Source organism: Kitasatospora sp. NPDC093550, assembly GCF_044764985.1.
Lineage (GTDB): Bacteria > Actinomycetota > Actinomycetes > Streptomycetales > Streptomycetaceae > Kitasatospora.
The window spans coordinates 216,298-241,263 of record NZ_JBIWJF010000006.1 but is presented as its reverse complement, the minus strand read 5'-3'; the positions used below and the strand labels follow the sequence as shown (position 1 = coordinate 241,263).

21 protein-coding genes, 1 tRNA gene and 1 pseudogene are annotated in these 24,966 nt (G+C 76.2%); 12 read left to right on the top strand and 11 right to left on the bottom strand.

Going from position 1 to position 24,966, the window contains the following annotated elements; translation table 11 throughout:
* Positions 1-69 precede the first annotated feature (69 nt).
* On the top strand, positions 70-342 hold the full coding sequence (locus tag ACIRD3_RS12010; RefSeq protein ID WP_402214461.1) for a hypothetical protein: 273 nt from the start codon (positions 70-72) through the stop codon (positions 340-342).
* A 34-nt stretch (positions 343-376) separates the two neighbouring features.
* On the opposite strand, the gene ACIRD3_RS12005 is transcribed toward ACIRD3_RS12010, so the two are convergent.
* Entirely contained in the window at positions 377-1,978 is a 1,602-nt protein-coding gene (locus tag ACIRD3_RS12005; RefSeq protein ID WP_402214755.1) for an FAD-dependent monooxygenase, read from the bottom strand.
* Positions 1,979-2,142: 164 nt separating this feature from the next.
* Here ACIRD3_RS12005 and ACIRD3_RS12000 point away from each other — a divergent pair, with 164 nt between their 5' ends.
* Positions 2,143-2,865 carry a TetR/AcrR family transcriptional regulator gene (locus ACIRD3_RS12000; RefSeq protein WP_402214459.1) on the top strand — a complete coding sequence of 241 codons (723 nt, stop codon included), beginning with the start codon at positions 2,143-2,145 and terminating at the stop codon, positions 2,863-2,865.
* Positions 2,866-2,937: 72 nt separating this feature from the next.
* On the opposite strand, the gene ACIRD3_RS11995 is transcribed toward ACIRD3_RS12000, so the two are convergent.
* Entirely contained in the window at positions 2,938-3,969 is a 1,032-nt protein-coding gene (locus ACIRD3_RS11995) for a glycosyltransferase family 2 protein (RefSeq protein WP_402214457.1), read from the bottom strand.
* 316 nt (positions 3,970-4,285) lie between these two features.
* On the opposite strand from ACIRD3_RS11995, the gene ACIRD3_RS11990 reads away from it, so the two are divergent.
* From ACIRD3_RS11990 to ligA, 5 genes are all read left to right on the top strand, one after another.
* Positions 4,286-5,926, top strand: a complete 1,641-nt coding sequence (locus ACIRD3_RS11990) for an FAD-dependent monooxygenase (protein ID WP_402214455.1) — start codon at positions 4,286-4,288, stop codon at positions 5,924-5,926.
* A gap of 237 nt (positions 5,927-6,163) precedes the next feature.
* Complete coding sequence (murJ, locus tag ACIRD3_RS11985; RefSeq protein ID WP_402214454.1) at positions 6,164-7,732, top strand: murein biosynthesis integral membrane protein MurJ; 1,569 nt, start codon at positions 6,164-6,166, stop codon at positions 7,730-7,732.
* Positions 7,733-7,776: 44 nt separating this feature from the next.
* A complete protein-coding gene (locus ACIRD3_RS11980; RefSeq protein ID WP_402214452.1) occupies positions 7,777-8,595 on the top strand; it encodes a methyltransferase domain-containing protein in 819 nt (272 codons plus the stop codon).
* A gap of 182 nt (positions 8,596-8,777) precedes the next feature.
* Complete coding sequence (locus ACIRD3_RS11975) at positions 8,778-8,966, top strand: hypothetical protein (protein WP_402214753.1); 189 nt, start codon at positions 8,778-8,780, stop codon at positions 8,964-8,966.
* Positions 8,967-9,329: 363 nt separating this feature from the next.
* Positions 9,330-11,408: an NAD-dependent DNA ligase LigA gene (gene ligA, locus ACIRD3_RS11970; RefSeq protein WP_402214751.1), complete on the top strand. Its 2,079-nt coding sequence runs from the start codon at positions 9,330-9,332 to the stop codon at positions 11,406-11,408.
* Between the two features lie 271 nt (positions 11,409-11,679).
* Here the strand turns inward: ligA and ACIRD3_RS11965 are convergent, their stop codons facing one another.
* Complete coding sequence (locus ACIRD3_RS11965) at positions 11,680-13,221, bottom strand: alkaline phosphatase family protein (RefSeq protein ID WP_402214450.1); 1,542 nt, start codon at positions 13,219-13,221, stop codon at positions 11,680-11,682.
* 235 nt (positions 13,222-13,456) lie between these two features.
* On the opposite strand from ACIRD3_RS11965, the gene ACIRD3_RS11960 reads away from it, so the two are divergent.
* From ACIRD3_RS11960 to ACIRD3_RS11950, 3 genes are all read left to right on the top strand, one after another.
* The gene (locus tag ACIRD3_RS11960; RefSeq protein WP_402214448.1) at positions 13,457-14,221 is read left to right on the top strand and encodes a GntR family transcriptional regulator; all 765 of its coding nucleotides are present in this window, start codon (positions 13,457-13,459) and stop codon (positions 14,219-14,221) included.
* A gap of 207 nt (positions 14,222-14,428) precedes the next feature.
* Positions 14,429-15,619 (top strand): serine hydrolase domain-containing protein, encoded by a 1,191-nt coding sequence (locus ACIRD3_RS11955; RefSeq protein ID WP_402214446.1) that lies wholly within the window; start codon positions 14,429-14,431, stop codon positions 15,617-15,619.
* Positions 15,620-15,711: 92 nt separating this feature from the next.
* Positions 15,712-16,371 (top strand): hypothetical protein, encoded by a 660-nt coding sequence (locus ACIRD3_RS11950; protein ID WP_402214444.1) that lies wholly within the window; start codon positions 15,712-15,714, stop codon positions 16,369-16,371.
* Between the two features lie 322 nt (positions 16,372-16,693).
* Here the strand turns inward: ACIRD3_RS11950 and ACIRD3_RS11945 are convergent, their stop codons facing one another.
* Together ACIRD3_RS11945 and ACIRD3_RS11940 are read right to left on the bottom strand one after the other, a co-directional pair.
* Positions 16,694-16,891 carry a hypothetical protein gene (locus ACIRD3_RS11945; protein ID WP_402214442.1) on the bottom strand — a complete coding sequence of 66 codons (198 nt, stop codon included), beginning with the start codon at positions 16,889-16,891 and terminating at the stop codon, positions 16,694-16,696.
* Positions 16,892-16,950: 59 nt separating this feature from the next.
* A tRNA-Glu gene (locus ACIRD3_RS11940) sits at positions 16,951-17,022 on the bottom strand.
* A 143-nt stretch (positions 17,023-17,165) separates the two neighbouring features.
* Here ACIRD3_RS11940 and ACIRD3_RS11935 point away from each other — a divergent pair.
* Complete coding sequence (locus ACIRD3_RS11935; RefSeq protein WP_402214440.1) at positions 17,166-18,227, top strand: AraC family transcriptional regulator; 1,062 nt, start codon at positions 17,166-17,168, stop codon at positions 18,225-18,227.
* 165 nt (positions 18,228-18,392) lie between these two features.
* Here ACIRD3_RS11935 and ACIRD3_RS11930 read toward each other — a convergent pair whose 3' ends face one another.
* From ACIRD3_RS11930 to ACIRD3_RS11910, 5 genes are all read right to left on the bottom strand, one after another.
* Positions 18,393-18,728: a hypothetical protein gene (locus ACIRD3_RS11930; RefSeq protein ID WP_402214439.1), complete on the bottom strand. Its 336-nt coding sequence runs from the start codon at positions 18,726-18,728 to the stop codon at positions 18,393-18,395.
* A 387-nt stretch (positions 18,729-19,115) separates the two neighbouring features.
* On the bottom strand, positions 19,116-20,108 hold the full coding sequence (locus ACIRD3_RS11925) for a DUF4232 domain-containing protein (RefSeq protein ID WP_402214437.1): 993 nt from the start codon (positions 20,106-20,108) through the stop codon (positions 19,116-19,118).
* A gap of 157 nt (positions 20,109-20,265) precedes the next feature.
* Positions 20,266-21,363, bottom strand: a complete 1,098-nt coding sequence (locus ACIRD3_RS11920; RefSeq protein WP_402214435.1) for an alpha/beta fold hydrolase — start codon at positions 21,361-21,363, stop codon at positions 20,266-20,268.
* A gap of 175 nt (positions 21,364-21,538) precedes the next feature.
* Complete coding sequence (gene infA, locus ACIRD3_RS11915; protein WP_402214434.1) at positions 21,539-21,763, bottom strand: translation initiation factor IF-1; 225 nt, start codon at positions 21,761-21,763, stop codon at positions 21,539-21,541.
* Between the two features lie 41 nt (positions 21,764-21,804).
* Complete coding sequence (locus ACIRD3_RS11910; protein ID WP_402214432.1) at positions 21,805-22,599, bottom strand: GNAT family N-acetyltransferase; 795 nt, start codon at positions 22,597-22,599, stop codon at positions 21,805-21,807.
* A gap of 404 nt (positions 22,600-23,003) precedes the next feature.
* Between ACIRD3_RS11910 and ACIRD3_RS11905 the strand changes: the two genes are divergently transcribed.
* On the top strand, positions 23,004-24,632 hold the full coding sequence (locus tag ACIRD3_RS11905) for an IS200/IS605 family accessory protein TnpB-related protein (RefSeq protein ID WP_402214430.1): 1,629 nt from the start codon (positions 23,004-23,006) through the stop codon (positions 24,630-24,632).
* Here ACIRD3_RS11905 and ACIRD3_RS11900 read toward each other — a convergent pair.
* Positions 24,632-24,958, bottom strand: a pseudogene (locus tag ACIRD3_RS11900) (aminoglycoside phosphotransferase family protein); the annotation flags it as partial. The gene ACIRD3_RS11905 and the pseudogene ACIRD3_RS11900 sit on opposite strands and share 1 nt — an antisense overlap.
* Positions 24,959-24,966: the final 8 nt, after the last annotated feature.

The following is a 24,966-nucleotide window of genomic DNA, read 5'->3' as shown; positions in this document are numbered from 1 at the left end:
CTCTTGACGGAACGGCCGGGTCGCGGACGGTGGTGATCGCCACCGGTGCGGGCGCGGGAGAATGGGCGGGTGACCGGCAGCCAACTCCCCCGCGGCATCACCGCCCTGATCCCCGGTGCCCCCGCCCCGGCCTCGCCCGGCGAGCGGGCGGCGTCGCAGCTCCTCCACCTGCGGACCGCGGAGGTGCCGCTGCCGCTGCTGGCGGCGGCCGTGGAGCTGATCGCCCCGCAGTTGGAGAGCGAGGACCCGGTCACCCGCGAGGCCGCCGCCGACGTCCGTGCCCGGCTGCTCGCCGCGCTCGACGCGGCCGGGCCGCGGACCGGGCGTCCGGGCGTCGGCTGAGCCCCGGGCGCCGGCTGAGCCCCGGGCCCCGGCGTCACCGCGACGGCGCGCCGGCCCAACGGCGCAGCGCGGCTTCGAGACCGGCGGCGCTCTCGAGACCCCCGGCCCTCTGGGGGCCGGTGGTGGCCTCGGGGCCGGTCACGGCCGCGCTGTCGCAGGCCCAGGCGACCACCCCGTCCGGACGGACCAGCACCCCGACCGGCGTCCGGAAGCCGCTGACCGGTTCCGCGGAGCCGTGGCCCGGCGCCCCGGAGCCGTCGGCCACGGTGCGCACCCGCCCGGCCCAGGGGGCGGCGAGGCGGGCGAGCGCGCCGTGCGGGGTGCGGTCCAGGAGCAGGAAGCCGCCGTCGTGGCCGTGGTCGGCCAGCCGGGAGCCGTCGGCGAGCGGCAGGTCGGGCGCGTGGCGGCCGGTGAGCGGGTGGTCGCCGGGCAGGTCGAGGCGCTGGGTGACGCCGGAGATCTGCTTGACGGCGTGGGTGGCGCCGTCCCGGGTGGCCAGCAGGTCGGCGAGGACCTCGCGCAGCGCGGCCGACCCGGCGTCCCCGCGCAGCACCCCGGTCTGGGCGCGGGTCCAGTCCAGCACCCAGGCGCCGAGGGGGCGGCGCTCGGCGTCGTAGGTGTCGAGCAGCCCTTCGGGCGCCCAGCCGGCGACCACGGCGGCGAGCTTCCAGCCGAGGTTCATCGCGTCGCCGACGCCGAGGTTGAGCCCCTGGCCGCCGAACGGCGAGTGCACGTGGGCGGCGTCGCCGGCCAGCAGCACACGGCCCGCGCGGTAGGCGGCGGCCTGGCGGGCGTTGTCGCTCCAGCGGGTCGCGGGGCCCCGCAGCGCGGTCAGCGTGACGTCGGTGCCCGAGACCCGGCGCAGGCTCTCCTGCACGTCCGCGAGGGTGACCGGTGCCGAGCGGTCGGGGGCGGCGCCGAACTCGACGGTGACCAGGCGTCCGGGCTGCGGGCCGTAGCGGTAGGCGCCGCGGGTCGACCAGGTCCAGCCGTCGGCGAGCCCGTGCGGCTCGGCGAGGTCGGCGACCGCCAGGTGTCCGGTGAACTCCGGGTCGGTGCCGGGGAATTCGATGCCCGCGAGGCGGCGTACGGTGCTGCGTCCGCCGTCGCAGCCGACCAGCCAGCCGGTGCGCACCGGTCCGGCGGTGGTGCCGAGGAGCACGCCGTCGCCGGTGTCCTCCAGGGCGGTGACCTCCACCCCGCGGCGCACCGCCACGCCGAGCCGGGCGACGTGGGCGGCCAGCAGCTCCTCCAGTTCGCGCTGCGGGACCATCCGCGCGCCGTCGACGGCGGTGTGCGCGGCGAGGTCGGGGTCGGTCCAGTCGACGAGGCCGGGGTCGAGGACCATTCCGGCGAAGTGCCCGGTGAAGCGCGGGTGCCGGCCGTCGGTGGGGGCGGCGAAGGGGCCGGTGCGGGCGAGGAGGTCGCGCTGCACCCGTTCGGCGGCGGGCAGCAGGCCGCGGCGGTCGAGCGCCTCGGCGGTCGGTACGTTGATCGCCCCGGCCTTCATCCCCCGGTCCGGCTCGGCGAGCCGTTCGAGCACCTGCACCCGCGCTCCGCCGAGGGCCAGCGCCAGCTCCGCGGCGAGCACGAGGCCCACCGGCCCGGCGCCGACCACGGTCACGTCGGCGTCCATGCCCTGGTCCACGGGCGGCTGGTCCACGTGCCGGTGCTCCGCGCGCCGCTGCTCCACGTCCCGCTCCCTCTGCTGGCCGACGCCCTGGTCCATGCCCTGATCGATATCCATAACGAACAGTGTTCCACAAACGAACAGTGTTCGCGTCACGGTATGATGGCCGGGTGAACCCGAGAGAGCGACGCGCGGCGCGCCACCAGCCGCCGAACCCCGAAGCCGGAACCGACCCCAGGCCGCGGCGCCGCAAGGCCCCGATCACCGTGGACCAGGTCGTCGACACCGCGCTGGGCGTCGTCGCCACCGAGGGCTACGAGGCGCTGACCATGCGCCGGCTCGCCGGCGCGCTCGACACCGGCCCCGCCTCGCTCTACGCCCACGTGGTCAACAAGGCCGACCTCGACGAACTGCTCATCGGCCGGCTGTGCTCCGAACTCGCCCTGCCCGCGCCCGACCCCGCGACCTGGCGCGAGCAGCTGCGCGACGTGTGCGCCGGGATGCGCGACCAGTACCTGCGCTACCCCGGCATCTCCCGCGCCGCGTTCGCCATGGCCCCCACCGACCTGGAGATCCTGCGCGTCAGCGAGGGGATGCTGGCGATCCTGCTGGCCGGCGGCGTCGCCCCGCAGGCCGCCGCCTGGGCCGCCGACGCGCTCCTGCTGTACGTGGCCGCCTACTGCCTGGAGCTGTCGGTGGTCCGCCAGCGGGCGGCGGACGGGGACGACGCCTGGGTCGTCGACCGCGACGAACTGCTGCGCCGCTTCACCGCGCTGCCCGCCGGGGCCTTCCCCCACACCACCCGCCACGCCGCCGAACTCACCTCGGGCGAGGGCCACGACCGCTTCGACTTCACCCTCGGCCTGATGATCGACGGCCTCGGCCGCCACTGACCCGGCCCCTTCCCCGGCCCGGGCCCCTGAGCCCCCTGGAACCCGGCCCCCGGCTCCCCCGGGGCCCCGGCCTCAGCCGCGGGCGGCGGCCTGGCGGGTGCGGCGGGCGAGGCGGTGCAGGCGCTGGACGGCGACGAAGCGGTGCATCCGGTCGGCCAGCGTGAGGCGGTACTTGAGCCGCAGCTGGCTGCTCAGCGCGGTCAGGCGCTCGGGGCCGATGGCCTGCAGCAGGCGGCTGACGTGCTGCTGGTAGGCCTCGCGGTAGGCGCGGTCGCCGTCCGGGACGGACCAGAAGAACATCGGGATCTCCTCGACCAGGCAGTTGTGGTCGTAGGCGCGCAGGTGCTCGGCGAACTCCGGCTCGGGGCGGGCCAGCAGCCACTCCCGGACCAGTTCCATCGAGCGGACCCGGTCGACCAGCCCGCGCGGGTCGGTCTTCTTCTGGGTGATGGACAGGTCGCCGTCCTCGCGCACCCGCCAGTGGTAGATCGGCTCGGAGAGCACGTCGACCCGCTTCGCGAGGAAGTGGTGGGGCACGCTGACCGGGGCGTCCTCGTACAGGATGCCCTCGGGGTAGAGGATGCCCGCGGCGTCGAAGAAGGAGCGCCGGTAGACCTTGTTCCAGGCGGTGCGGTCGGTGACCAGGGCGGGCAGTTCGCTGACGTGGGTGCGCAGCCGGGTCTCGCGGAACGCGCGGCGGTGGCCGTGCGAGGGGGTGAGGCCGACGGTGCGCAGGCGCAGCGCGTTGCCGGTGACGAAGTCGGAGCCGGTCTCCTCCAGCGTGCTGATCATCAGCTGGTACGCGTGCGGGGGCAGGGTGTCGTCGCTGTCGACGAAGGTCAGGTACTCGGTGCCGGGGGTGAGGTGGCGCCAGCCGGTGTTGCGGGCGGCGCCGAGGCCCTTGTTCTCCTGCCGGACCAGGCGGAAGCGCGGGTCCTGCTCGGTGTAGGCCCGGGCGATGGCGGGGCCGCCGTCGGTCGAGCCGTCGTCGACCAGGACGCATTCGAAGTCGTCGAAGGTCTGGGCCGCGATCGAGTCGAGGCATTCCCGGAGGTAGCGCTCGACGTTGTAGATCGGGACGACGACGGACAGTCGGGGGGCCATCGGGCGGCCTTTCGATGCGCTCAGGAGCGGACGGACCGGACGGACCGGACGGGGACGCACCGCCGACGGCCGGTCACCGGCAGTGGCCCGAATGTAGGGATCATACAAGTCCGGTGGGTTAACGGTGAGTGTCGTCGAGGGTGTGGACCGGTGGAGCGGCCGTGTCCGGTGTCAACCGTGCGCGAGGGGGTTCCCCCCGTACGGGGAATCCGCCCCGCCGGGCGGCTCACCCGGGCGGAGGGCAGCCTGGGAGTACGGCGGCACCGCGCCGGAGCCGGACCGCCGAGGAACGGGCCGACGGACGGGCGGAGCGGGCATGGACGACATCGACGTGCTGGTCGTGGGGGCCGGACCGGTGGGCCTGACCGCCGCCGCCGAACTGTGCCGCCGCGGGGTGCGGTGCCGGATCGTGGACCGGCTGGACGCCCCGCAGCCCTACGCCAAGGCGGTGGGGATCCAGCCCCGCACCCTGGAGGTCTTCGACGCCATGGGGCTGGTGCGCCGCGTCCTGGACGAGGCGGTGCCCCTGCTCGGCCAGCTCGCCTTCACGGACGGCGATCCCGCGCCGCGTCTCGACCTCGACCTGCCCGCCGACGTGCCGTACCGCTTCGCCGCGCTGCCCCAGGACGCCACCGAGCGGCTGCTCGCCGAGCACCTGGCCGGCTGCGGCGGCGCCGTGGAACGGGGCACCGAGGTGCTCGGCCTGCGGCAGGACGAGGACGGCGTGCGCGCCACCCTGGCCACCCCGCGGGGGCCGCGCGAGCTGTCCGCGCGCTTCGTGGTGGGCTGCGACGGCGCCCACAGCACGGTGCGCCACGCCGCCGGGATCGGCTTCGGCGGCGACGCCTTCCCCGAGCAGTTCATGCTCGGCGACGTCGAGCTCGACTGGGACCTGCCGCCCGGCTACGCGGTGCGCGCCACCCGCCGCGCCGACCCCGGCGACCCCGGCGCCGCCGGGGAGACGCTGGTGTGCGTCCCGCTGCCGGGGCGCCGGCGCTACCGGGTGTCGATGACCGTCCCGCCCGAACTCGCCACCCCCGCCGACCCGGTGCGCGGGGTCGCGCACGGCCTGGAGGGCGGCCGCGGGCCCGAACTGCGGCACATCCAGCAGGCCCTGGACCGGCTCTCGCCGCGCCCGGCCACCGCCTCCGCGCTGCGCTGGTCCTCGGTGTTCCGGATCAGCCACCGCCTCGCCGACCGCTACCGGGCCGGCCGGCTGCTGCTGGCCGGCGACGCCGCCCACATCCACCCGCCCACCGGCGCCCAGGGCATGAACACCGGCATCCAGGACGCCTGGAACCTCGCCTGGAAGCTCGCCCTCACCCTGCGCGGCGCCGCCACCGACACCCTCCTCGACAGCTACCACGCCGAACGCCACCCGGTCGGCGAGGAGGTCGTCTCGCGCACCGTGCGCCACGCCCGCGGCGGCTTCGACACCGCCCCCGAGGACCCGGCCACCCCGCTGCTGCGCGAGGCCCAGCTGCTGGTCGGCTACCGCGACGGCCCGCTGACCGAACCCGCCCCGGGCACCCGCCCCGCCCCCGGCGACCGCGCCCCCGACTGCCCCGGCCTCACCCGCCCGCTCACCGCCTACCCGCAGCGCCTGCACGAACTGCTGCGCGGCACCCACCACGTCCTGCTGCTGTCCGCGGGCCCGGCCACCGACACGCGGACCCTGCGCACCTGCGCGGCCGCCGCCCACGCCGCCGCGCACGGCCTGCTCGACGCCTACGCCGTCCTCCCCCCGGACCCGGCCCCCTCCCCCACCGCCCCTTCCGCCGACGGCCTGCGCCTGCCCGTCCTGCACGACACCGGCGGCGCCTTCCGCACCGCCTACCGGCCGGACGACGGCGAGGCCCTCCTCATCCGCCCCGACGGCCACCTCGCCGCCCGCCTGCCCGCCACCGACCCGGCCCACCTGGTCGCCCACCTGCGCCGCACCTTCACCCCGGCCTGAGCACCCGCCGCCCCGCACCCCGCCGGCCACCCGCTGCCTGCCACCTGGCTGACCGGCCCTCAACTGCGCCCGGTGGCACGTAGATTGCTGATCATGATCGAGGGGACCACGGCACAGCGACCGACCACGACAGAGCGACCGACCACGGCACCGGACCACCCGCGGCGACGCCGGGGCCGGCACGCGGCCCGCAAACGCGGCACCGGCCCGAACCGGCTGACACGCCCGTCCGTCCTGATGACGGCCGGCACCGTGGTCTCCCGCCTCACCGGCCTGATCCGGCAGTCGCTCCAGGGCGCCGCGCTGGGCACCGGACTGCTCGCCACCACGTACAACCAGGCCAACACCGTGCCCACCAGCCTGTACTTCCTGCTGATCGGCGGCGCGCTCAACTCCGTCCTGGTGCCGCAGCTGGTCCGGGCGCGCGCCGAACACCCCGACGGCGGCGCCGCGTTCGAGCAGCGGCTGGTCACCCTGGTGCTGTGCGTCCTGGCCGCCGGCACCGCCCTGGCGGTGTGGGCCGCCCCGGACGTCATCCGCCTCTACCAGGACGACACGCCCGACACCCACGCCGCGTTCGAGCTGACCGTCGTCTTCGCCCGCTACCTGCTCCCGCAGATCTTCTTCTACGGCCTGTTCGGCATCTTCGGCCAGGTCCTCAACGCCCGGAACCGCTTCGGCGCCATGATGTGGACCCCGGTCCTGAACAACCTCGTCCTGATCGCGGTGTTCGGCCTCTACCTCGGCCTGCTGAACGCCCCCGAGACGGTCTCCGCCATCACCCCCGAGCAGATCACCCTGCTCGGCGCCGGCACCACCCTCGCCCTGGCCCTCCAGGCGCTGTCCCTGATCCCGTACGCCCGTGCCGCCGGCTTCCGTCCGCGCCCGCGCTTCGACTGGCGCGGCACCGGCCTGCGCCGCAGCGTCAGCGCCGCCCGCTGGACCCTGCTGTTCGTCCTCACCAACCTCGCGGCCGCCACGCTCGTCACCCGCTTCGCCTCCGCCGCCGACACCGCCCTGCCGCACGACGGCGTCGGCTACACCGCCTACACCTACGCGCAGCAGATCTGGTCGATGCCCCAGGCCGTCGTCACCGTCACCCTGGTCACCGCGCTCCTGCCGCGGATGAGCCGGGCCGTCCTCGACCACCGCATCGCCGACCTGCGCGCCGACCTGTCCCGCGCGCTGCGCACCAGCGGCGTGGCCATCGTCCCGGCCGCCTTCGCCTTCCTCGCCTTCGGCCCCGAGATCGCCCGGCTGCTGTTCGCCCACGGCCCCGTCGGCGCCGCCGCCGTCCTGCCGCTGGGCCACATGCTCCAGGCCTTCGGGCTCGGGCTGATCCCCTTCTCCGCCCAGTACCTGCTGCTGCGCGGCTTCTATGCCTTCGACGACACCCGCACCCCCTTCCTCCTCGCCCTGGGGATCGGCGCGACCAACGTCGCCCTCGCCGCCGCCTGCCACCTGCTGCTGCCGCCCCGCTGGGCGGTCACCGGCATGGCGGGCGCGTACGCGCTCTCGTACGGCGTCGGCCTGCTGCTGACGGCGCTGCGGCTGCGCCGCCGCACCGGGGGCCTGCTGGACGGGCGCCGGATCTGCCGCACCTACGGCAAGCTGGCCGCCGCCGCGGCCCTCGCGGGGGCGGCCGGCCGGCTCGTCGCCCGCGGCCTGCCGGACGGCCCGGCGTCCGCGCTGCGCGACACGCTCCTGCCGCTGGCGGCGGGCGGCGCGACGATGGCCGTGCTGTTCGTCCTGCTCGCCCGGCTGCTGCGCGTCGGCGAACTGCGCGCCCTGCCCGGCCTGCGCTGAGCCGCACCGCACCCGACGGCCCGGCGACTGCCTAGAGTCGGGGCATGACGGACCCGCGCCCCACCTCGGCCTTCCACACCGCCAACGCCGACCCCGCGGTCACCGACCGGCTGGTCGCCGCCCTGGACGTGCAGGCCGGCAACGCCGGTGTGCGGCGGCTGCGCGGGTGGGCGCACGAGCGCCTCGGGGCCCGGCCCGGCGAGCGGGCGCTGGACGTCGGCTGCGGGACCGGGTCGGAGACCCGGGTGCTCGCGGACGCGGTCGCCCCGGGCGGCGTCGCGACCGGCCTCGAGCCGAACCCGGGCCTGCGGGCCGTCGCCGGGCGGCGCGCCGCCGAGGCCGGCAGTACGGCCCGGTTCCTGGACGGCGACGCGCTCGCGCTGCCGCTGCCCGACGCCGGGGTGGACGTGCTCTGGTGCGAGCGCGTCCTGCAGCACCTGGACGACCCGGCACGGGCCGTCGCCGAGTTCGCCCGGGTGCTGCGCCCGGGCGGGCGCATCGCCCTGCTGGACACCGACTGGTCGACCTTCGTCCTGCACCCCGCCGACCCGGGGATCCGCCCGGCGCTGGCCACCGTCGCCCGGGCCAACGCCGCCACCCCGGACGCCGGCCGCCGCCTGGCGGACTGGCTCACCGCGGCGGGCCTGGGCGTGGACGGGCTCGGCGCCGACGTCCTGCTGCACGACCCCCGGACGGTCAGCGGGCCGATCGTCGAGCGGCTGGGCGCCCAGGCGCTCCAGCGGGGCCTGATCGACGAGGAGCAGCACGAGCGCCTCCTCGCCGGTGCGGAGGAGGCCGCCGCCCGGGGCGCCTTCCACCTGTCGGTGACGCTGTTCGCCGCCGTCGCCCACCGGCCCCGTTGACGGGCGGACGGACCCCGCTGATCGGCGATCCGCCTCCCGGAGGGAGCCGGACGGGGTGCGCATTCACCTGAACGGAGTAACTTGGTCGTGCTCCACCCGTCATGGCCCGCCCGCCGGAACGACCATCGAAGGACCGTGCGTACGGGCCACCAGGCGATGAGGTGATGGACATGCGGGAAGCGATGAACGAAGGCACGCCGGAGTCGTCCTCCGGGGTGCAGCGGCAGATCTACTCCGGGGGCGAGCGCCCCTTCGACCCCGAGGACCTCGTGATGGCGTCGGGCCGCGACGTCACCCCCGAACGCGTCGAGTGGGCGCGCCAGGAGATCGAGCGCAAGGGCGCCGCCGCACTGGAGCGCTACCTCCCCTGAGCACGGGCCCGCGGCGGCCGTCGGCCGACCGGCCTGCGGGCCGCCGCGGGCCGGGCCTCAGGCGAAGTGCAGGTCCTGCCACGAGCAGACCGAGTCGGTGCCCCGTGATCGTCCAGCCGGCCGGCACGGGGTAGCCGTGGATCCGGCCGCCGGGCGGCGGCGCCCCGCCACCGGCCACGCTCCGCCCCGGCGTGACCGGGCGTCAACGCCGGCCGACCGCAGCCGGGGGCGCACCGCGCGCACCGCCGCCGCGGCGGGAGCGGGGCGCGGCCGCCCGCGCCGGTGGCACGCCCCCACCGCGGCCCACCGCCGTCCGTCCTGCGCCCCCGGCGCCCGGCGCCGTTGTCAGTGCCGGCGGTGATGATGTCGCCCATGAACGACGCCGCTCTGCTCACCTCCGGCGACTACGCCGATGCCGTCGCCGCCGCCGTCCGGGCCGCCGCCGCCTACTACACCGACGGCGCGACCCCGCTCGGCGACGACGAGTACGACGCCCTGCTGCGCGCGATCGCGGCCTACGAGGAGGCGCACCCGCAGGAGGTGCTGCCGGACTCCCCCACCGGGAAGGTCGCCGGCGGCGCGGTCGAGGGCGACGTGCCGCACAGCGTGCCGATGCTGTCGCTGGACAACGTCTTCTCCGCCGAGGAGCTCGCGGACTGGGCGGCCGGGCTGGAGCGCCGGCTGGGCCGCCCGGCGGCCGCGTGGTGCGTGGAGCCCAAGCTGGACGGCCTGGCGGTCGCGGCCCGCTACCGCGCCGGGCGGCTGCAGCAGCTGATCACCCGCGGGGACGGCCTGGCCGGCGAGGACATCAGCCACGCGGCCGACGCGGTGCTGGGCCTGCCCGCCGCCCTCGCCGAGCCCGTCGACGTCGAGCTGCGCGGCGAGGTCCTGCTCACCCGCGAGCAGTTCGAGCACGCCAACGAGGTGCGCACCGCCCACGGCGCCGTCCCCTTCGCCAACCCGCGCAACGGCGCGGCCGGCACCCTGCGCGCCAAGGACCGCCCGTACCGCGTCGAGCTGACGTTCTTCGGCTACGGCGCCGTGGGTCTGGACGAGGAGCTCACCCACAGCGCGCTGCTGGAGAGGCTGGCCGCCCTCGGGGCCAACACGGCCGCGAGCACCGCCGCCCGTCCGCTGCGCTGCGCCACGCTGGAGGAGGCCCAGCAACGGGTCGAGGAGATCGCCGCGCTGCGCTCCGGGCTGCCGTTCGGGATCGACGGCGTGGTGGTCAAGGCCGACGCGGCGGCGGACCAGCGGGAGGCCGGGTCCGGCTCGCGCGCGCCGCGCTGGGCCGTGGCCCGCAAACTCGCCGCCGAGCACAAGGTCACCCGGCTGCTGGACGTGGAGTGGAACGTCGGGCGCACCGGCATCATCGCGCCGCGGGCGGTGCTGGAGCCGGTGGTCATCGACGGCGTGACCGTCACCTACGCGACGCTCCACAACCCCGCCGACATCACCCGGCGCGGTCTGATGATCGGCGACCGGGTGTTCGTCTACCGGGCCGGGGACGTCATCCCGCGGGTGGAGGCCCCGCTGGTCGAGGAGCGCACCGGTGAGGAGCGGGCGATCGCCTTCCCCGAGGCCTGCCCGCGCTGCGGCGACGCCATCGACACCACCGAGCAGCGCTGGCGCTGCGCCCGCGGGCGCAACTGCCAGGCGGTGGCCTCGGTGATCTACGCGGCCGGCCGCGACCAGCTCGACATCGAGGGCCTGGGCGGCACCCGGGCCGTCCAGCTCGTCGAAGCCGGCCTGGTCGCCGACCTCGCCGACCTGTGGACCCTCACCCGTGAGCAGCTCCTCTCCCTGGAGCGGATGGGCGACACCAGCACCGACAACCTGCTCGCCGCGATCGAGACCGCCCGCAGCCGCCCGCTCAACCGGGTCTTCTGCGCGCTGGGCGTGCGCGGCACCGGGCGCACCATGTCCCGCCGGATAGCCGCCCACTTCGGGTCGATGGCGGCGATCCGCGCCGCCGACGCCGAGACGCTGGCGGCGGTGGACGGCATCGGCCCGGAGAAGGCCCGGGTCATCGTCGCCGAACTCGCCGAGCTCGCACCGCTGTTGGACCGTCTCGCGGAGCGCGGCGTGGGCACGGCCGTCACCGCGCCGCAGGCGCCCGCCGCGGCCGGCCCCGAGGAGCCGGCCGCCGAGGACGGGGCCGGCCCGCTCACCGGCGAGGCCGGCCCCCTCGCGGGCGAGGCCGTGGTCGTCACCGGCAGCATGACCGGCGCGCTCGCCGCCCTCTCCCGCAACGAGATGAACGAGCTCATCGAGCGGGCCGGCGGCAAGGCGTCCTCGTCCGTCTCCAAGCGCACCACCCTGCTCGTGGCCGGTGAGAAGGCCGGCTCCAAGCGCGCCAAGGCCGAGGAGCTGGGCGTCCGCATCGTCACCCCGGACGACTTCGCCGCCCTGGTCGCCGCCCACCTGCCCGCCCGGGGCTGACGGGCGGGTCCGGCGGCGGGCCGGTCACGGCCGAGCGGGCCGGTCACGGCCGAGCGGACTGGTCACGGTCGAGCGGGGGGCGCCCCCGGGGGGGGGGGGCCCCCCCCCCCGGGGGGCGCGGGGGGGGGGGCCCGGGGGGCCGGGGGGGGGGGGGGGGGGCGGGGGGGCGGGGCCGGACGCGGCGGTGGGGGCGGGGGTGGGGCGCGGGGGGCGCCCCCGGGGGGGGGGCGCCCCCCGCTCGCGTGTCCGCGCGGTCCGGCGGCCCGGGGCCTCAGGAGGCGGTGAAGGTGACCTGGTCGACGGTCCAGAAGGCGCTGTTGGTGCCGGTGTAGCGGAACTGGAAGCGGGCCGTGGTTGCGCCGGCCGGGACGGTGACGGGCAGGTGCTCGACGGTGTTGAGGTCGCTGCGGTAGGACTTCACCAGCTGCGGGGCGCCGTTGTCGAAGACCACGTACAGGTCGCCGGTCTGCGGGCCGTCGACCTTGTAGTTCGTCGCGAAGGAGATCGTGCCGCGGCTCGCTCCGGCGACCGGGTAGGCGGGGCTGAGCAGGGTGGAGTCGAACTGGCCGGCGCCGTGCGCCTTGTCGTCCCACTCGTCGGAGTCGGCGACGGCGAACACGTTGCGGGCGCGCACATTGGTCTCGCGGGACTGGCCGAGCTGGGTGGCGGTCCAGAACTCGTCGGTGGCGAAGGCCCAGCCGCGCCACTCGGTCACGCCGCCGCTGGGCATCCGGGAGTTGTCGATGCTCCAGCCGGTCGGCGGGGTGTGCGTCCAGCCCTTCACCGTCGCCGGGATGCCGCTCTCGTCGACGCGGGTCTGCAGGCTGGGGCGCAGCGCGTCGAAGGCATCGGGGGTGATCTCGTCGATCGGCCGGCCGTCGAGCTGCCAGGCCGGGTCGACGGGGGCGCCCTCGTGCTTGAGGACGGTGGGGGCGATGTCGACCGGCTTGACGTCGTAGCGGCGCGAGCCGGGGGTGTAGCCGGCGCCGTCGGCGATCAGGAAGGTCTGGCGCTCGTTGGCGCTGTTGCCGCCGTGGCCGCCGGCGTCGGTGTGGCCGTGGTCGGTGGTGACGAGGATCAGCCAGTCCTCGTCGCCGTACGTGGGGCGGGACGTGACGGCCTGGAGGACCTGGCCGACGAGGGCGTCGACGGAGTGGATGGCGGCCAGGTACTCGGGGCTGGCGCCGCCGTGGGCGTGGCCGGCCTCGTCGACCTCGTCGAAGTGCAGGAAGGTGGTGTCCGGGTTGCCGTGGGCGAGGTAGTCGGCGGCGTCGGCGGCGGTCTTGGGGTCGTTCTCGCTCTCCGGGATGCGCAGGTCGGCGCGGCCGTTGAAGACGTTCGCGGTGATGGGGTTCCAGGAGCCGATGACCAGGGTGGAGTCGGCGGGGTCGGCGTTCTCCAGGCGGGTGGCGAAGTCCGGGTACAGGTCGAAGCGGGCGCCGGTGAAGGTGTTGTCCTTGACCTGGTGCTTGTCGGGCCACGCGCCGGTGGCGATGGTCGACCAGCCGGGGCCGGACAGGGTGGGGGCCAGCGGGTTGGCGTAGAGGTTGCCGGTGGCGGTCATGCCGCCGGCCATCAGGGCCTTGAGGTGGGGCGCGTCGGCGGTGAGCAGCTTGTCGTAGCGGGTGCCGTCGATGCCGACGACCAGGGTCTTGGCCTGCTTGGTGCCGTTCGGCAGGCCCTGGTACGAGCCGTCGGCGGCGGCCGCGGTGGCGGCGGACAGCGGGATCAGCGCGGCGACGGTGGCGGCGACGGTCGCGGTGGCGAGGGCGGTGGTGCGGACGGTGGCGGGGGTGGAACGGGAGGTACGCAACGGGGACTCCCAACTGGGCGGCGGCGGGGTGCAGTTGCACCGGCACCGAGGATGGGGCGGCCGGGCGAGGACGGGCCCTCTCCGAATCCACGCTTGTATGAACAACCGCCGAAATTCAGACCAGACCGGTTATCGTTCCGTGACCTTGACCCCGGGTCGTCGGCTCCGGTCCTCGGCCCTGGCCGTCGGCCCCGGCCGTCGATCACGCTCCCGGGCCGCTCGGTAGGCTTGCGCGGTGAGCGACCCCATCCCCCGCCCCGGTGCCGAGCCCGCCCGCGCCGGTGTCCCCGAGCACGGCAGGGTGCCCAAGTACTACCTGGTCAAGGCCCGGCTGGAGGACCTCATCGCCGAGCTGGGCCCGGGCGGGCGGCTGCCCACCGAGGCCGACCTGGCGCAGCGTCACGGCGTCGCCCGCGCCACCGTCCGCCAGGCGCTGCGCGAGCTGCTCCTGGAAGGCCGGCTGCGCCGCCGGGGCCGGGGCACGGTCGTCGCCGGGCCCAAGATCGAGCAGCCGCTGTCGCTGTCCAGCTACACCGAGGGCGTCACCCGCCAGGGCCTGCGCCCCGGCCGCACCCTGATCGGCCTGGACCGCCTGCCCGCCGACCCGGCGCTGGCCGAGCGCCTGGACGTCGCCGAGGGCGAGCCGCTGTGGCACCTGGAGCGGGTGCTGCGCGCCGACGAGGAACGCGTCGGGCTGGAGTCCACCTACGTGCCCGTCGCCCGGGTGCCCGACCTGGCGACGGAGTTCGACCCGGAGGGCTCCTTCTACGGCCACCTGCGCGCCCGCGGCCTCCACCTCGGCGCCGCCGACGAGCGCATCGAGACCGTCCTGGCCAGCCCGCGCGAGGCCCTGCTCATCGGCACCCCGCCCGCGCTGCCCATGCTCCTGCTCCACCGCCGCAGCCTCGACGCCGACGGCCGCCCCCTGGAACAGGTCCGCACCCTCTACCGCGGCGACCGCTTCAGCTTCACCCTGGCCCTCGGCGCCCCACCCGCCTGACGGGTCCCGCCGGGTGGCGGGCCCTCAGCGGGTGGCGCCCGGCCGCCGTCACCGTACGGCTGGGCGGGTCACGGGGGGCGCCGGGCCGTTTCCCCGGGGTGTCGGCGGGTGATCCCTTGCGGCCAGGGCGGCGGTGCGTCCCGCCGCCGGGCGGTGGCGGTCCGGCCCCGCCCGTCCCCACCCGTTCCGTCGTCCGGAGGCCCCGCCGTGTCCCTGCACCCCCGCCGTTCACCGAAGACCCGCCGCCCCGGGCGCGCGGTCGCCGCGCTGCTCACCGCCGCGCTGGCGCTGGCGTCCGCCGGGCCCGCCGCGGCCCCGGCCGCCGCCGCGCCCCGCGACGACGACGACCTCGCGCTGCGCGCCGAGCTGCAGGAGCTGGTCGACCGTCCGGACGGGCCGCCCGGGGCCATCGCGGTGCTGCGCGACGGCGAGCGGGTGCGGGTGTTCCGGGCCGGGACCGCGGAGGTCGGCACCCGCCGTCCGCCCCGGCTCGACGACCACATGCGGCTGGCCAGCGCCGCGAAGGCGTTCAGCGGCGCGGTCGCGCTGCGCCTGGTGGACTGCGGGCTGCTCGGGCTGGACGACACGATCGCCCGGCGGCTGCCGGCGCTGCCCGCCGCCTGGGGCGCGGTGACGCTGCGCCAGCTGCTCCAGCACACCAGCGGGCTGCCGGACTACAGCGACGCCCCGGGGTTCGTCGAGGTGATCCTCGCCGACCCGCACCACGTGTTCGACTCCCGGCACCTGCTGGACTACGTCGCCGACCAGGACCTGGAGTTCACCCCCGGCTCCCGCTACCAGTACTCCAACTCCGACAACATCGCCGTCGCCCTGATGGCCGAGGCCGCGACCGGGCAGCGCTACGAGGACCTGCTGGCCTCCGAGGTCTACCAGCCCCTGGGCCTGACGCAGACCAGCCTCCCCTCCGGCTACCGGCTGCCCGAGCCGTACCTGCACGGCTACGCCCCCCAGCCGCCCGCCGCGCCCGAGGACGTGAGCACCCTGTTCGGCGCCTCGGGCGCCTGGGCGTCGGGCGGCATCGTGTCCACCCCGAGGGACTTCAGCGTGTTCGCGGCCGGGTACGCGGGCGGCCCGCTGATCAGCGACGCGACCCGCCGTCAGCAGCGGGCCTTCGTCGAGGGCGCCTCCGAGCCGGCCGGCCCGGGGGCCAACCGCGCCGGACTGGCGATCTTCGAGTACACCACCCGCTGCGGCGTGGTGTACGGGCACACCGGCAACACCGCGGGCTACACCCAGCTGGGCGCGGGCACCCCGGACGGCCGCCGCAGCCTCACCGTCTCCGTCACCACCCAGGTCAACCAGCGCGGCAACCCGGACCTGCTGGCGCACCTGCGCGCGGTCCAGGAGGACTTCGTCTGCGCGCTGCTGGCCGGCTGAGGGCCGCGCGGGGCGGCCGACCGTCACAGGCGGCGCGTACCGTGGTCCCGCCGCACCGCCGGACCCACGCCCAGCGATCCCGGGAGCCCGTGATGACCTCCGCCGCCGAGCACGGCGCCGCCCTGACCGAACGCGCCGTCGCCGCCGTCCGGGCCCATCCGCGGCGCCCCGTCCTCGCCTACGACCGCTTCGCCGGGCCGTGGGTGGACGGGGAGCCGCGGCCGGTCGCGCCCGGGGCGCTGGAGCGGGCGGTGTTCCCGAGCGGGCGCCCGCTGCCGCCCAGCCTGCGGCACTGGCTGGCGTACGACACCGGGCTGCTGCGCCGCTTCGGCCGGCTCGCCGAGGACGGCACGGGTGTCCCGGTGTTCACCCCGCGCCCGCTCGGCGAGATCGCACTCGCGGAGTTCGGCGAGGGCTGGGGCGCCCCGTTCACGGCGCTGTCGGAGCGGTTCGACGAGTGCTTCCTGCTGCCCGGCGGCTCCGACTCGCGCCGGGTGCTGGCCACCGGGGTGCCGGACGGGCACGGCGAGTACCCGGTGTTCGCGCTGGACGTGGACGACCTGCCCTGCATCGAGCTGATGTACCCGGGGCTGGACGTCTACCTCGCCGACACCGCCGGCCTGCCGCTGCGCCGCGGCGAGGGCTACTCCGCGCTCGCCGCCCACCCGGTGTACGGCGCCCGGATGCGCGAGCACGCCCGCAACCGCCTGGGCGGGCGGCTGTCCGAGCTGTGCCTGGACTGGCCGGCCTGACGACGGCCGAACGGCACCCCGACGAAGGCCTGACGAAGGCCTGACGAGGGCCGTCGGCACCGGGACGGCATCCCGACCGGCCCGGCCGGCCCGACCGCGTGGCGCCGCCGGGGCCCGGCCCCGGAATCCGCCGGTCGCCCGTGTGGGCCCCGGCGGATCGGGCAGGCGCGGCCCGTGGGGACCAGGACCCCGACCGCCCGCCGGCGCCGGCCGGCCGGGCGGCGGCCGCGGGGGTGGGGGGCCGTGGGGCGGCCGGAGATCCTCCGGCCGCCCCACGGACGCTCGCCCGCGCACGCGTGCGGGGTCTTCCCGCGCGACGCGCTCAGGGCCCCGTCGGCAGGCTGAGCAGCCGGGCGACCGGTGAGAGCAGCAGGCCGATGACGGCGGCGGAGCCGGCGGCGGCCACCGTCAGGGCGCCGCGGGCGCCGGGCCACCCGGTGAGCAGGACGGACGACAGTCCGCCGAGCGAGCCGCCACCCGCGCAGGGCGACGCGCGGGGCGTTCCCGCGCGGCCCCGCACAACGACAGCGGAGAACGGCAGAGGGGCGGACGCCGAATTCGACGTCCGCCCCTGCCCGTTGGAGCGCCGGGCCCGAATCGAACGAACCCCTCCCGCTGAAAGCGGGCGTGCTACCGCTGCACCACCGACGCATGTCCTCGCGGGCCCTCGAGCGCTTGCGCGATCCCGTCCCGCTGACAGGCAGAAAGTTACCAGCTCATGATCGGAAGAGGAAAATCGGGTGGGGCGGGCCGTCGGCCGGCCGAGGAACGGAACGTGAAGGGAAGCGGTGGACGTGACCGCGGATACCGGGATCGTGCTCCGGGGCGAGGACGTGCCCGCGAGGGAACGGTTCGACTACTGGCGGGAGTTGATCGGGCGCACCCGCGACAGCGAGATGACCAGCGCGCACGCCGACCACTTCCGGGCCGAGATGCGGCGCCTGGAACTCGGGCCGGTGACCCTCCTCAGGTCCTCCTTCCCGCCCGCGCGCTTCCGCCGGACCGCCGCCAGGGTGCGGCGGTCGGACCCGGAGGTGTGCCACCTGACCCTGGTGCTCGACGGCGGCCTGTCGCTCACCCGCGACGACCGCGACCCGACCACCGTGTTCGGCCCGGGCGAGCTGTACGTGCTCGACAGCTCGCAGCCGTACGACGTACGGGGCCTCGGCGCACCCGCCGCCGACCCGGGGCCCCGGCGGGTCGCGGCCATGGGCATCGACTTCGCCCTGGCCGCGCTGCCGCTGCCGGCCGACCGCCTGCGCGCCCTGATGGGGCGGCCGTTCTCCGGCCGCGAGGGGACCAGCGGCCTGCTCGCGGACTTCCTGGTCGGCCTGGACCGCCAGGCCGCCCTCCTCGGCCCCGCCGAGGCACCCCGCCTGGGCACCGTCGTCATCGACCTGGTGGCCGCCCTGCTCGCCCGGGAGCTCGACGCCGAGGACGCCCTGCCCGACGACGCCCGCGGGCGCGCCCTCGTGGAGAACGTCCGCACCTTCGTCCGGCGCAACCTCCACGACCCCGGGCTGACCCCGGCCGCGATCGCCGCGGCCCACCACGTCTCCGTCAGCTACCTGCACCGGCTGTTCACCCGGCACTCCCACGGCGAGACGGTCGCCGCCTGGATCCGCGCCCGGCGGCTGGAGAAGGCGCACCGCGACCTCGCGGACCCCGCGCTGCGCACCCTGCCGCTGCACGCCGTCGCCGCCCGCTGCGGCATCCCCCGGCCCTCCGACTTCAGCCGCGCCTTCCGCGCCGCGTACGGGCTGCCGCCCGGCGAGCACCGGCGTCTGGCGCTGTCCGGGCACGACGACGCGGCGCGCGCCGCAGCCGCCGGGGACGGGGCGGACGCCGGAGAGTAGACGCATTGCCAAGGAAGCGTCGACGCGGTGCGCAGCCGGGCGGGCCGCGCGCTGGCATCCTCCACGGTGGAGTCCGGCGGCCCGGCACGCCACGGGGGAGCGTGCCGGGCCGGCGGCCGTACCGGGGTGGCCCGGGGTGGCCCGGGGTCGGCCTCGATCGAGGGGTCAGACGTAACTGACCCAGCCGCGCAGGGCGGTGGTGCTCGGCGGGCAGTACACCCGCACGTTCTGGAAGGTCGTGTACGGCCCGGCCGTCCGCGTGGTGCCGTTCGAACAGCTCACGTTGACCCACCACTTGGTGGTGCCGGTGGCCGAGCAGGAGATGGTGAAGTACTGCTGGGTGCCGTCGCTGCCGAAGCTGCCGGTGCTGCAGTTGACGCTCAGCACGGCGGCCGGGGCGGCGCTCCGCGCCTGGGCGGCCGGGGCGCAGATGCCCAGGGCCGCGGCGGCGGCCGCCGTCACGAGGAAGCCGGCGGTCCTGTTCCTGGTCCGGGTGTTCACGGTGGTCCGTCCTCGAAGGAGTCGTCACGGGGGAACGGCCGTGGTCGGGCGCCGTCGCGCCGGCTGCCTCACCGGCGCTGCGGCGACTATAGGGATCCGCCCGCCCCCGGCCGCAGGTGACGGCGGGAAATGCACCGCACCCGCCGGACGCAGCGGTCTTCCCCCCGCACCCCGGCAGTCCTGGGGCGGCGCCGCACCCCCGGGACGGGCGGGGCGGGCGCCCCGGCGCCGGGAACGGCCGGAAACGGCCGCCGCCCGCCGCCGTTCCCGTCCGGGCACGTCCGGGCACGTCCGGAGGCGAGGACGCGCCGGGGCCCCGGACGGGACGGTTCCGTCCGGGGCCCTCCCCCGCGGCGGTGGCGCCGGGCCGTCGGGGGCCCCGGGCCGTCAGCCGCTCTGGCCCGGCAGGGGGGCCTGGCCCGGCGGGGTGGTGGCGGGGGGTCGGGGGGTGTCGGCTTCGCGGGCCCAGGCGCCGATGCCCAGGCGCCCGGTGGTGCCCAGGTCGAGTTCCGGGGTGACCGTCACGGGCGGCGCGTCCGGGGTGGCGCGGACCCGGACGTAGGGGACGTCCACCGGGGCGCCGTCGCCGGTGGTGTTGCGCCACACCAGGGTGGCGCGGGCACCCTCGCCCGGGCGCAGCGCGATCTTCTGCGGCGGGTCGTCGGCGCCGGTGCCGGTGGCGATCGCGGCGCCGCCGGGCAGCAGCCGCACGCCGTCGACGGGCCTGTGTTCCGGGTCGAGGAGTTGCAGGGTGGGGTAGCCGTCGAGGTTCACGGTGGCGGTGCCGCAGTTGCGCAGGTGCAGGCCGAGCACGCGCAGGCCCATCGCGGCGTCGCCCTCGTCGGCGTAGAGCCGCAGGCCGGAGGCCGGGCAGGGGCCGTCGGGCCGCGGGGCCTCGGCGGTGGGCACACTGCGGACCCGGAGGATCTTCACCGTGCGGGCGGGGTCCGGCTCGGCCCGGCCGGGCGCGGTCAGGTCGAGCCGCCCCTTCGCGGTGGCCCCGGGGGCGAGCGCCTCGACGGTGCGCGAGACCGTCTCCGCCCCGGTGCCCCAGCTCGCCGGCCGGCTGAACCGCACCGTGACGTCGGACGGTTCGGTGCCCGGGTTGGTCACCTCGTACTCCGCGCAGGCCGTGTTGAGGGCGGTGATCCGCGCCCCGTCCCGGGCGAGGACGGACGGATCCTGGCCGCGGGTGGGCGAGGGCAGCGCGACCCCGCACGGCCCGGCGCCGCCGGAGGGCGCCGGGGTGCCGGCCGCCCCGGTGACCCGGGATCCGCAGCCGGTGAGCAGGGCGGCGGCCGCGACGGCGGCGAGCGTGGCGGCCGCCACCGCGGGTCGACGGGCCGTCAGCGGGCTGGGGTGCTTCTCGAACTGGCGCATCGGAGGAGTCGATCATGCTCCGCACCCGAACTGCCGTGAGCCGGGTCACTCCCTGTGCAACAGGTCTGCAATGCTCCGCGCACCCCCGGGCCGCGGGCGAGCGGCCCCGGGCTCCCCGCGGGTGTCGCGCGGAGCCCGGGGCCGTCGGGTGCCGGCGTCAGAGGCGGTCGGCGTCGAGGACCGCCCGGACGAAGTCGGCCGGCGCCTCCTGGGGCAGGTTGTGGCCGACGTCGGCGAGGGTGCGGTGCAGGTAGGGGCCGGTGAAGTAGCGGCGGTAGGCGGAGCCGTCGCCGGGGGCGGTGAAGGGGTCGCGCCCGGGGTCGAGGGTGACGGTGGGCACCGGGATGGCCGGCCGGGCGGCGAGCCGCTGCTCCAGGCGGTCGTAGCGGCGCTCGCCGTCGGCCAGGCCCAGGCGCCAGCGGTAGTTGTGGATGACGATCGCCGGGTAGTCGGGGTTGTCGAAGGCGGCCGCGGTGCGCTCGAAGACGGCGTCGTCGAAGGCCCAGGTCGGCGAGACGTTCTCCCAGACCAGCCGGCACAGGCCGCGCCGCTTGTCCCGGTCCTCCATCGCGCGGCGCCCGCGCTCGGTGGCGAAGTAGAACTGGTACCACCAGGTGTGCTCGGCGGCGGCGCCCAGCGGCTCGTGCTGCTGCTCCACGTTGGTGATCAGGTACCCGCTGACCGCCACCAGCGCCGTGACCCGCTCGGGCCACAGCGCGGCGATGATGCCGGCGGTGCGCGAACCCCAGTCGAAGCCGGCCAGCACCGCCCGCCCGATCCCCAGCGCGTCCATCAGCGCCACGACGTCGGCCGCGACCGCCGCCTGCTGCGCGTTGCGCGGCGTGCGGGCGGACAGGAAGCGCGTGGTGCCGTGCCCGCGCAGGTAGGGGACGATCACCCGGTAGCCCTGCGCGGCGAGCAGCGGGGCGACGTCGACGTAGCTGTGGATGTCGTACGGCCAGCCGTGCAGGCAGATCACCACCGGACCGTCGGCCGGCCCGTCCTCGGCGTACCCGACGTCCAGCACCCCGGCGCGCACCTGCGCGAGCCGGGCGAACCCGGTCCGCCCGGCCGGGGCACCGCCGCCGTCCGGCCCGGCGCCCGCCTGCACCGCCCCCGCCGGCCCCGTGGCCCCTGCCGCTTCCGCGGCCTGCGTCTGGGCCTGCGCCTGGGCCTGCGGCAGGCCCGCCAGGGACAGCGCGCCCGCGCCCGCCCCCAGCCCGACGGCCTTGGTGAAGGTACGCCTGTCGATCATGCCCGTTCCTCCGTCACGCGCTCGGATCAGCCGCCACCGCCGCGAACCGGCGGCCGGCACCCCCACTGTGTCCGGCCGGGCGAGCGGGCACATCAGTCAGTTGACTCTCGGCCCCCGGACGGCGGTACGGAAGAACGACGGTCCCCGCCGCCCGGGGGCGGCGGGGGCGGGCCGGCTATGACCGGTAGCGGTAGCGGATCCGGCCGCGGGTGAGGTCGTAGGGGCTGAGCTCCACGAGCACCCGGTCGTGCGGGAGGATCTTGATGTGGTTCTTGCGGACCTTGCCGCTGATGTGGGCGAGCACGACGTGCCCGTTGGGGAGTTCGACCCTGAAGGTGGCGTTGCGCAGGCACTCGGTGACGGTGCCCTCCACTTCGATGCCGTCTGCTGTCTTGCTCATGGCTCTCACCTCTCCGTTCGGTGATGGACTGTCAATGATCGTCAATGGTGGGCGAGTTCGAGGACGCCTCCGGCGCGGCGGGCGCCGATGCCCTCGAACAGCGCGGTGGCGGGCGTGTTGGACTCCGTCACCTCGGCCCAGGCCGAGGTGACGCCCTCGCGGTGCAGCGATTCCAGCGCGTGGGCCAGCAGCGCCCGGGCGATGCCGCGGCGCCGGTGGTCCTCGCGCACGGCGAGCAGCCCGATCCGCGGCCGGCGCGGCGGCGCGATCCGCAGCAGCCCCAGGTAGCGGCCGTCCTGCTGCGCCACCGTGTACCGGGCGGGGTCGAGCACGGTGGTGCCGGCCGGCCGGGGCAGCACCTGGGCGGGCATCGCCGGCCAGCCGGGGCCGGCCGCGACCTCCGCGTGGACGACCCGGTCCAGGTCGCGCAGCGGGCCCTCCTGCGCCTGCCCGGCGGGCACGACCGTCACCCCCGCCGGGGGCCGGACCGTGCCGAGGCCGGTGACCTGCGGGTCGGTGGGCACGGCGTAGCACCGTTCGCGGCGTACGGTCGTGAAGCCGGCCCGCTGCCAGGCGGCCGTCGTCTCCTGGTCGGCCTCGTCGGTGACGGTGTGCAGGGGTTCCGGCAGGTCGGTCAGCAGGGCGTGGGCGAGGCGGTCGAAGACCGCGCCGTCCCACGCGTCCACGCTGACGAACAGCCGCCCGTCGGGGCGGCGGGAGGCGTCGCCGGAGCCGACCACGAGGTCGTCCGCCACGGCGTGCCACTGGGTGTCCGAGACACGGGTGACCACGAGCGCGTGGCCGTCGGTGCCCGGGAGGGGATGCGAGGTGTTCATGGTGGTGCCCTTCGGGAGTGCCTGGTTCGAGGCGCTCCCGGGCGACGCCTGCGTCAATCGCCCGCCGCGGCGGAAAGGAGGAGCACCCACACGGATACAGCCTTCACGGGTGTCACCTCCTCGCGTCGTCTCACGGCTGCGCAGACCGTAGCAGCTCCACGCCCGGCCGCCCAACCGCTTTATCCGCGTGGGCGTCCGGGTGTCCAGGCCTGCGGCGGTTCAGTCGGGGTGGTGAACCGTTGGCGGCTGAGTGTCGTTGAGTGAGCTTTGGTGTTCATGAGTGACTTTGTCGGGTTCTGCTGACGTGTTGTCGGGAAGGGACCGCTTCTCCTGTTGCGGGCCGTTGACGGTGCTGGGTGTGCCAGCATGTGCGTGGTCGAAGGATGCGCGAGGGCGGGGTCGGGATGGCGGTGTTGCGGCAGATCGCCCGGCCGTTCGTCGCCGAGGCCGCATCGGGCGTGTGCATCCGGGACCGGCTCAAGGGCCCGACCGCCGAGGACGACGCCGTGCTGCGCCTGGTCGGCGGACACCTGGGTTCACTCGCCTCACGGGATCTGGCCCGGCGCGTCGCCGACGGCATGGAGCACTCCACCCAGACGTGGGCGGCTCGCAAGCGGGGCCTCACTCCGCAGTCGTCGTCGCGCTGGGCCGGGGCCGTCACGAAGGCCACCCATGACCAGTGGGGCCTGTCGCGCCGCGCGCAGTGGCAGCACCTGCGGGGGCTTGCCGCGGGGATCGCCGTGATCCGCCACCGCCTCGCACTGCCGATCGGCGAAAAGGGCACCAAACGGCAGCCCGGCGGGTACCGGTCGCGCGGGCAGTGGCACGCCAAGTCGCGCCGCCTGACGCACCTGGAACGCGAGTACGGGCGGGTGAAGGCCGACCACGAGGCCGGCAGGGTGTCGGTGGTGCGCGGCGGCCGGAAGCTGCTCAACCAGCGGCACAACCTCCAAGCCGCCGGGAAGAGCGCCGGGCAGTGGCGCGCCCAGTGGCAGGCGGCCCGCTGGTTCCTCACCGCGGACGGCGAGTGCGGCAAGCGCTACGGGAACGAGACGATCCGGGTCACCCCGGGCGGTGAGGTCGGCCTCAAGCTGCCGACACCGCTGGCACATCTCGCCAACGCACCCCATGGCCGGTACGTCCTGGCCGCGACGGTGTCGTTTGCGCACCGGGGCGAGGAGTGGCGCGACCGGATCGAAGCGAACCGGGCCGTCGCCTACCGCATCCACCTCAACGCGTCTTCTGGCCGCTGGTACATCGACGCCTCCTGGACCCGCAAGAACCTGCCCGTCGTGCCGCTCGACACCCTGCGCGCCCGGGGCGTGATCGGCGTGGACATGAACGCCGACCACCTCGCCGCCTGGCGGCTCGACGAGCACGGCAACCCGGTCGGGCAGCCGCGCCGCTTCGACTACGACCTGACCGGCACCGCCACCCACCGCGACGCCCAACTGCGCCACGCCCTCACCCGCCTCCTGCACTGGGCGCGGGCCACCGGCGTGCAGGCCATCGGAATCGAAGACCTGGACTTCACCGACTCCAAGACCCGGGAGAAGCACGGCCGCAAGAAGCGGTTCCGGCAGCTCGTCTCCGGCATCCCGACCGGCAAGCTCCGCGCACGCCTGGTATCGATGTGCGCGGAAGCCGGCATCGGCGTGATCGCCGTCGATCCCGCCTACACCAGCGGGTGGGGGGCCGAGCACTGGCAGAAACCCCTCACCACTGGCCGTCGCCCCGTCACCCGCCACCAGGCGGCAGGCGTGGCGATCGGACGACGCGCCCTCGGTCACCGGATCAGGCGACGGACGGCACCGCCCCGCGACGACCGGAGTGATCGTCGCGGGCATCGGACCGCCCAGGCCCGACCCGGCGACCGGGGGCTTGAGGGAACCCGCCCCCGCATCCCCGGACCACGGACACGATCCGTGTCGCCGGGCGCGGCGCGAACGCGGGCAACCAGGACATCCACAACCGTTCGGGATGTCCGCAGTGCACAGGTGTGGGTCCAAGACTCACTCCTGCTCACTGATTAGGAACGGTACTCGCAGTGCGCGGCGCCCGGGTCGACGGCGACCAGGGCGGGCGCCGGCACGCCGGTGCCGGTGAGCGTGGTCAGGGCGTCGGCCTCCCGGTGCAGGAGCTCCTCGGCCGGCCCCTGCCGGGTGGGGTCGACGAAGGAGCGCAGCACCAGGTGGCGGGTGCCTCCGCCGCGCGTGCCGACGGTCAGCCTGCGCATCTCGGCGGTGGCGCCGCCGTGCAGCGGCTCGGCTCCGACGATCCGCTCGCCGGCCTCCAGGTGCCGGCGCACCCATTCCAGGGTCAACGGCCGGACGGCGGGACTCTCATGATGACGCGTCATCCCGCCAC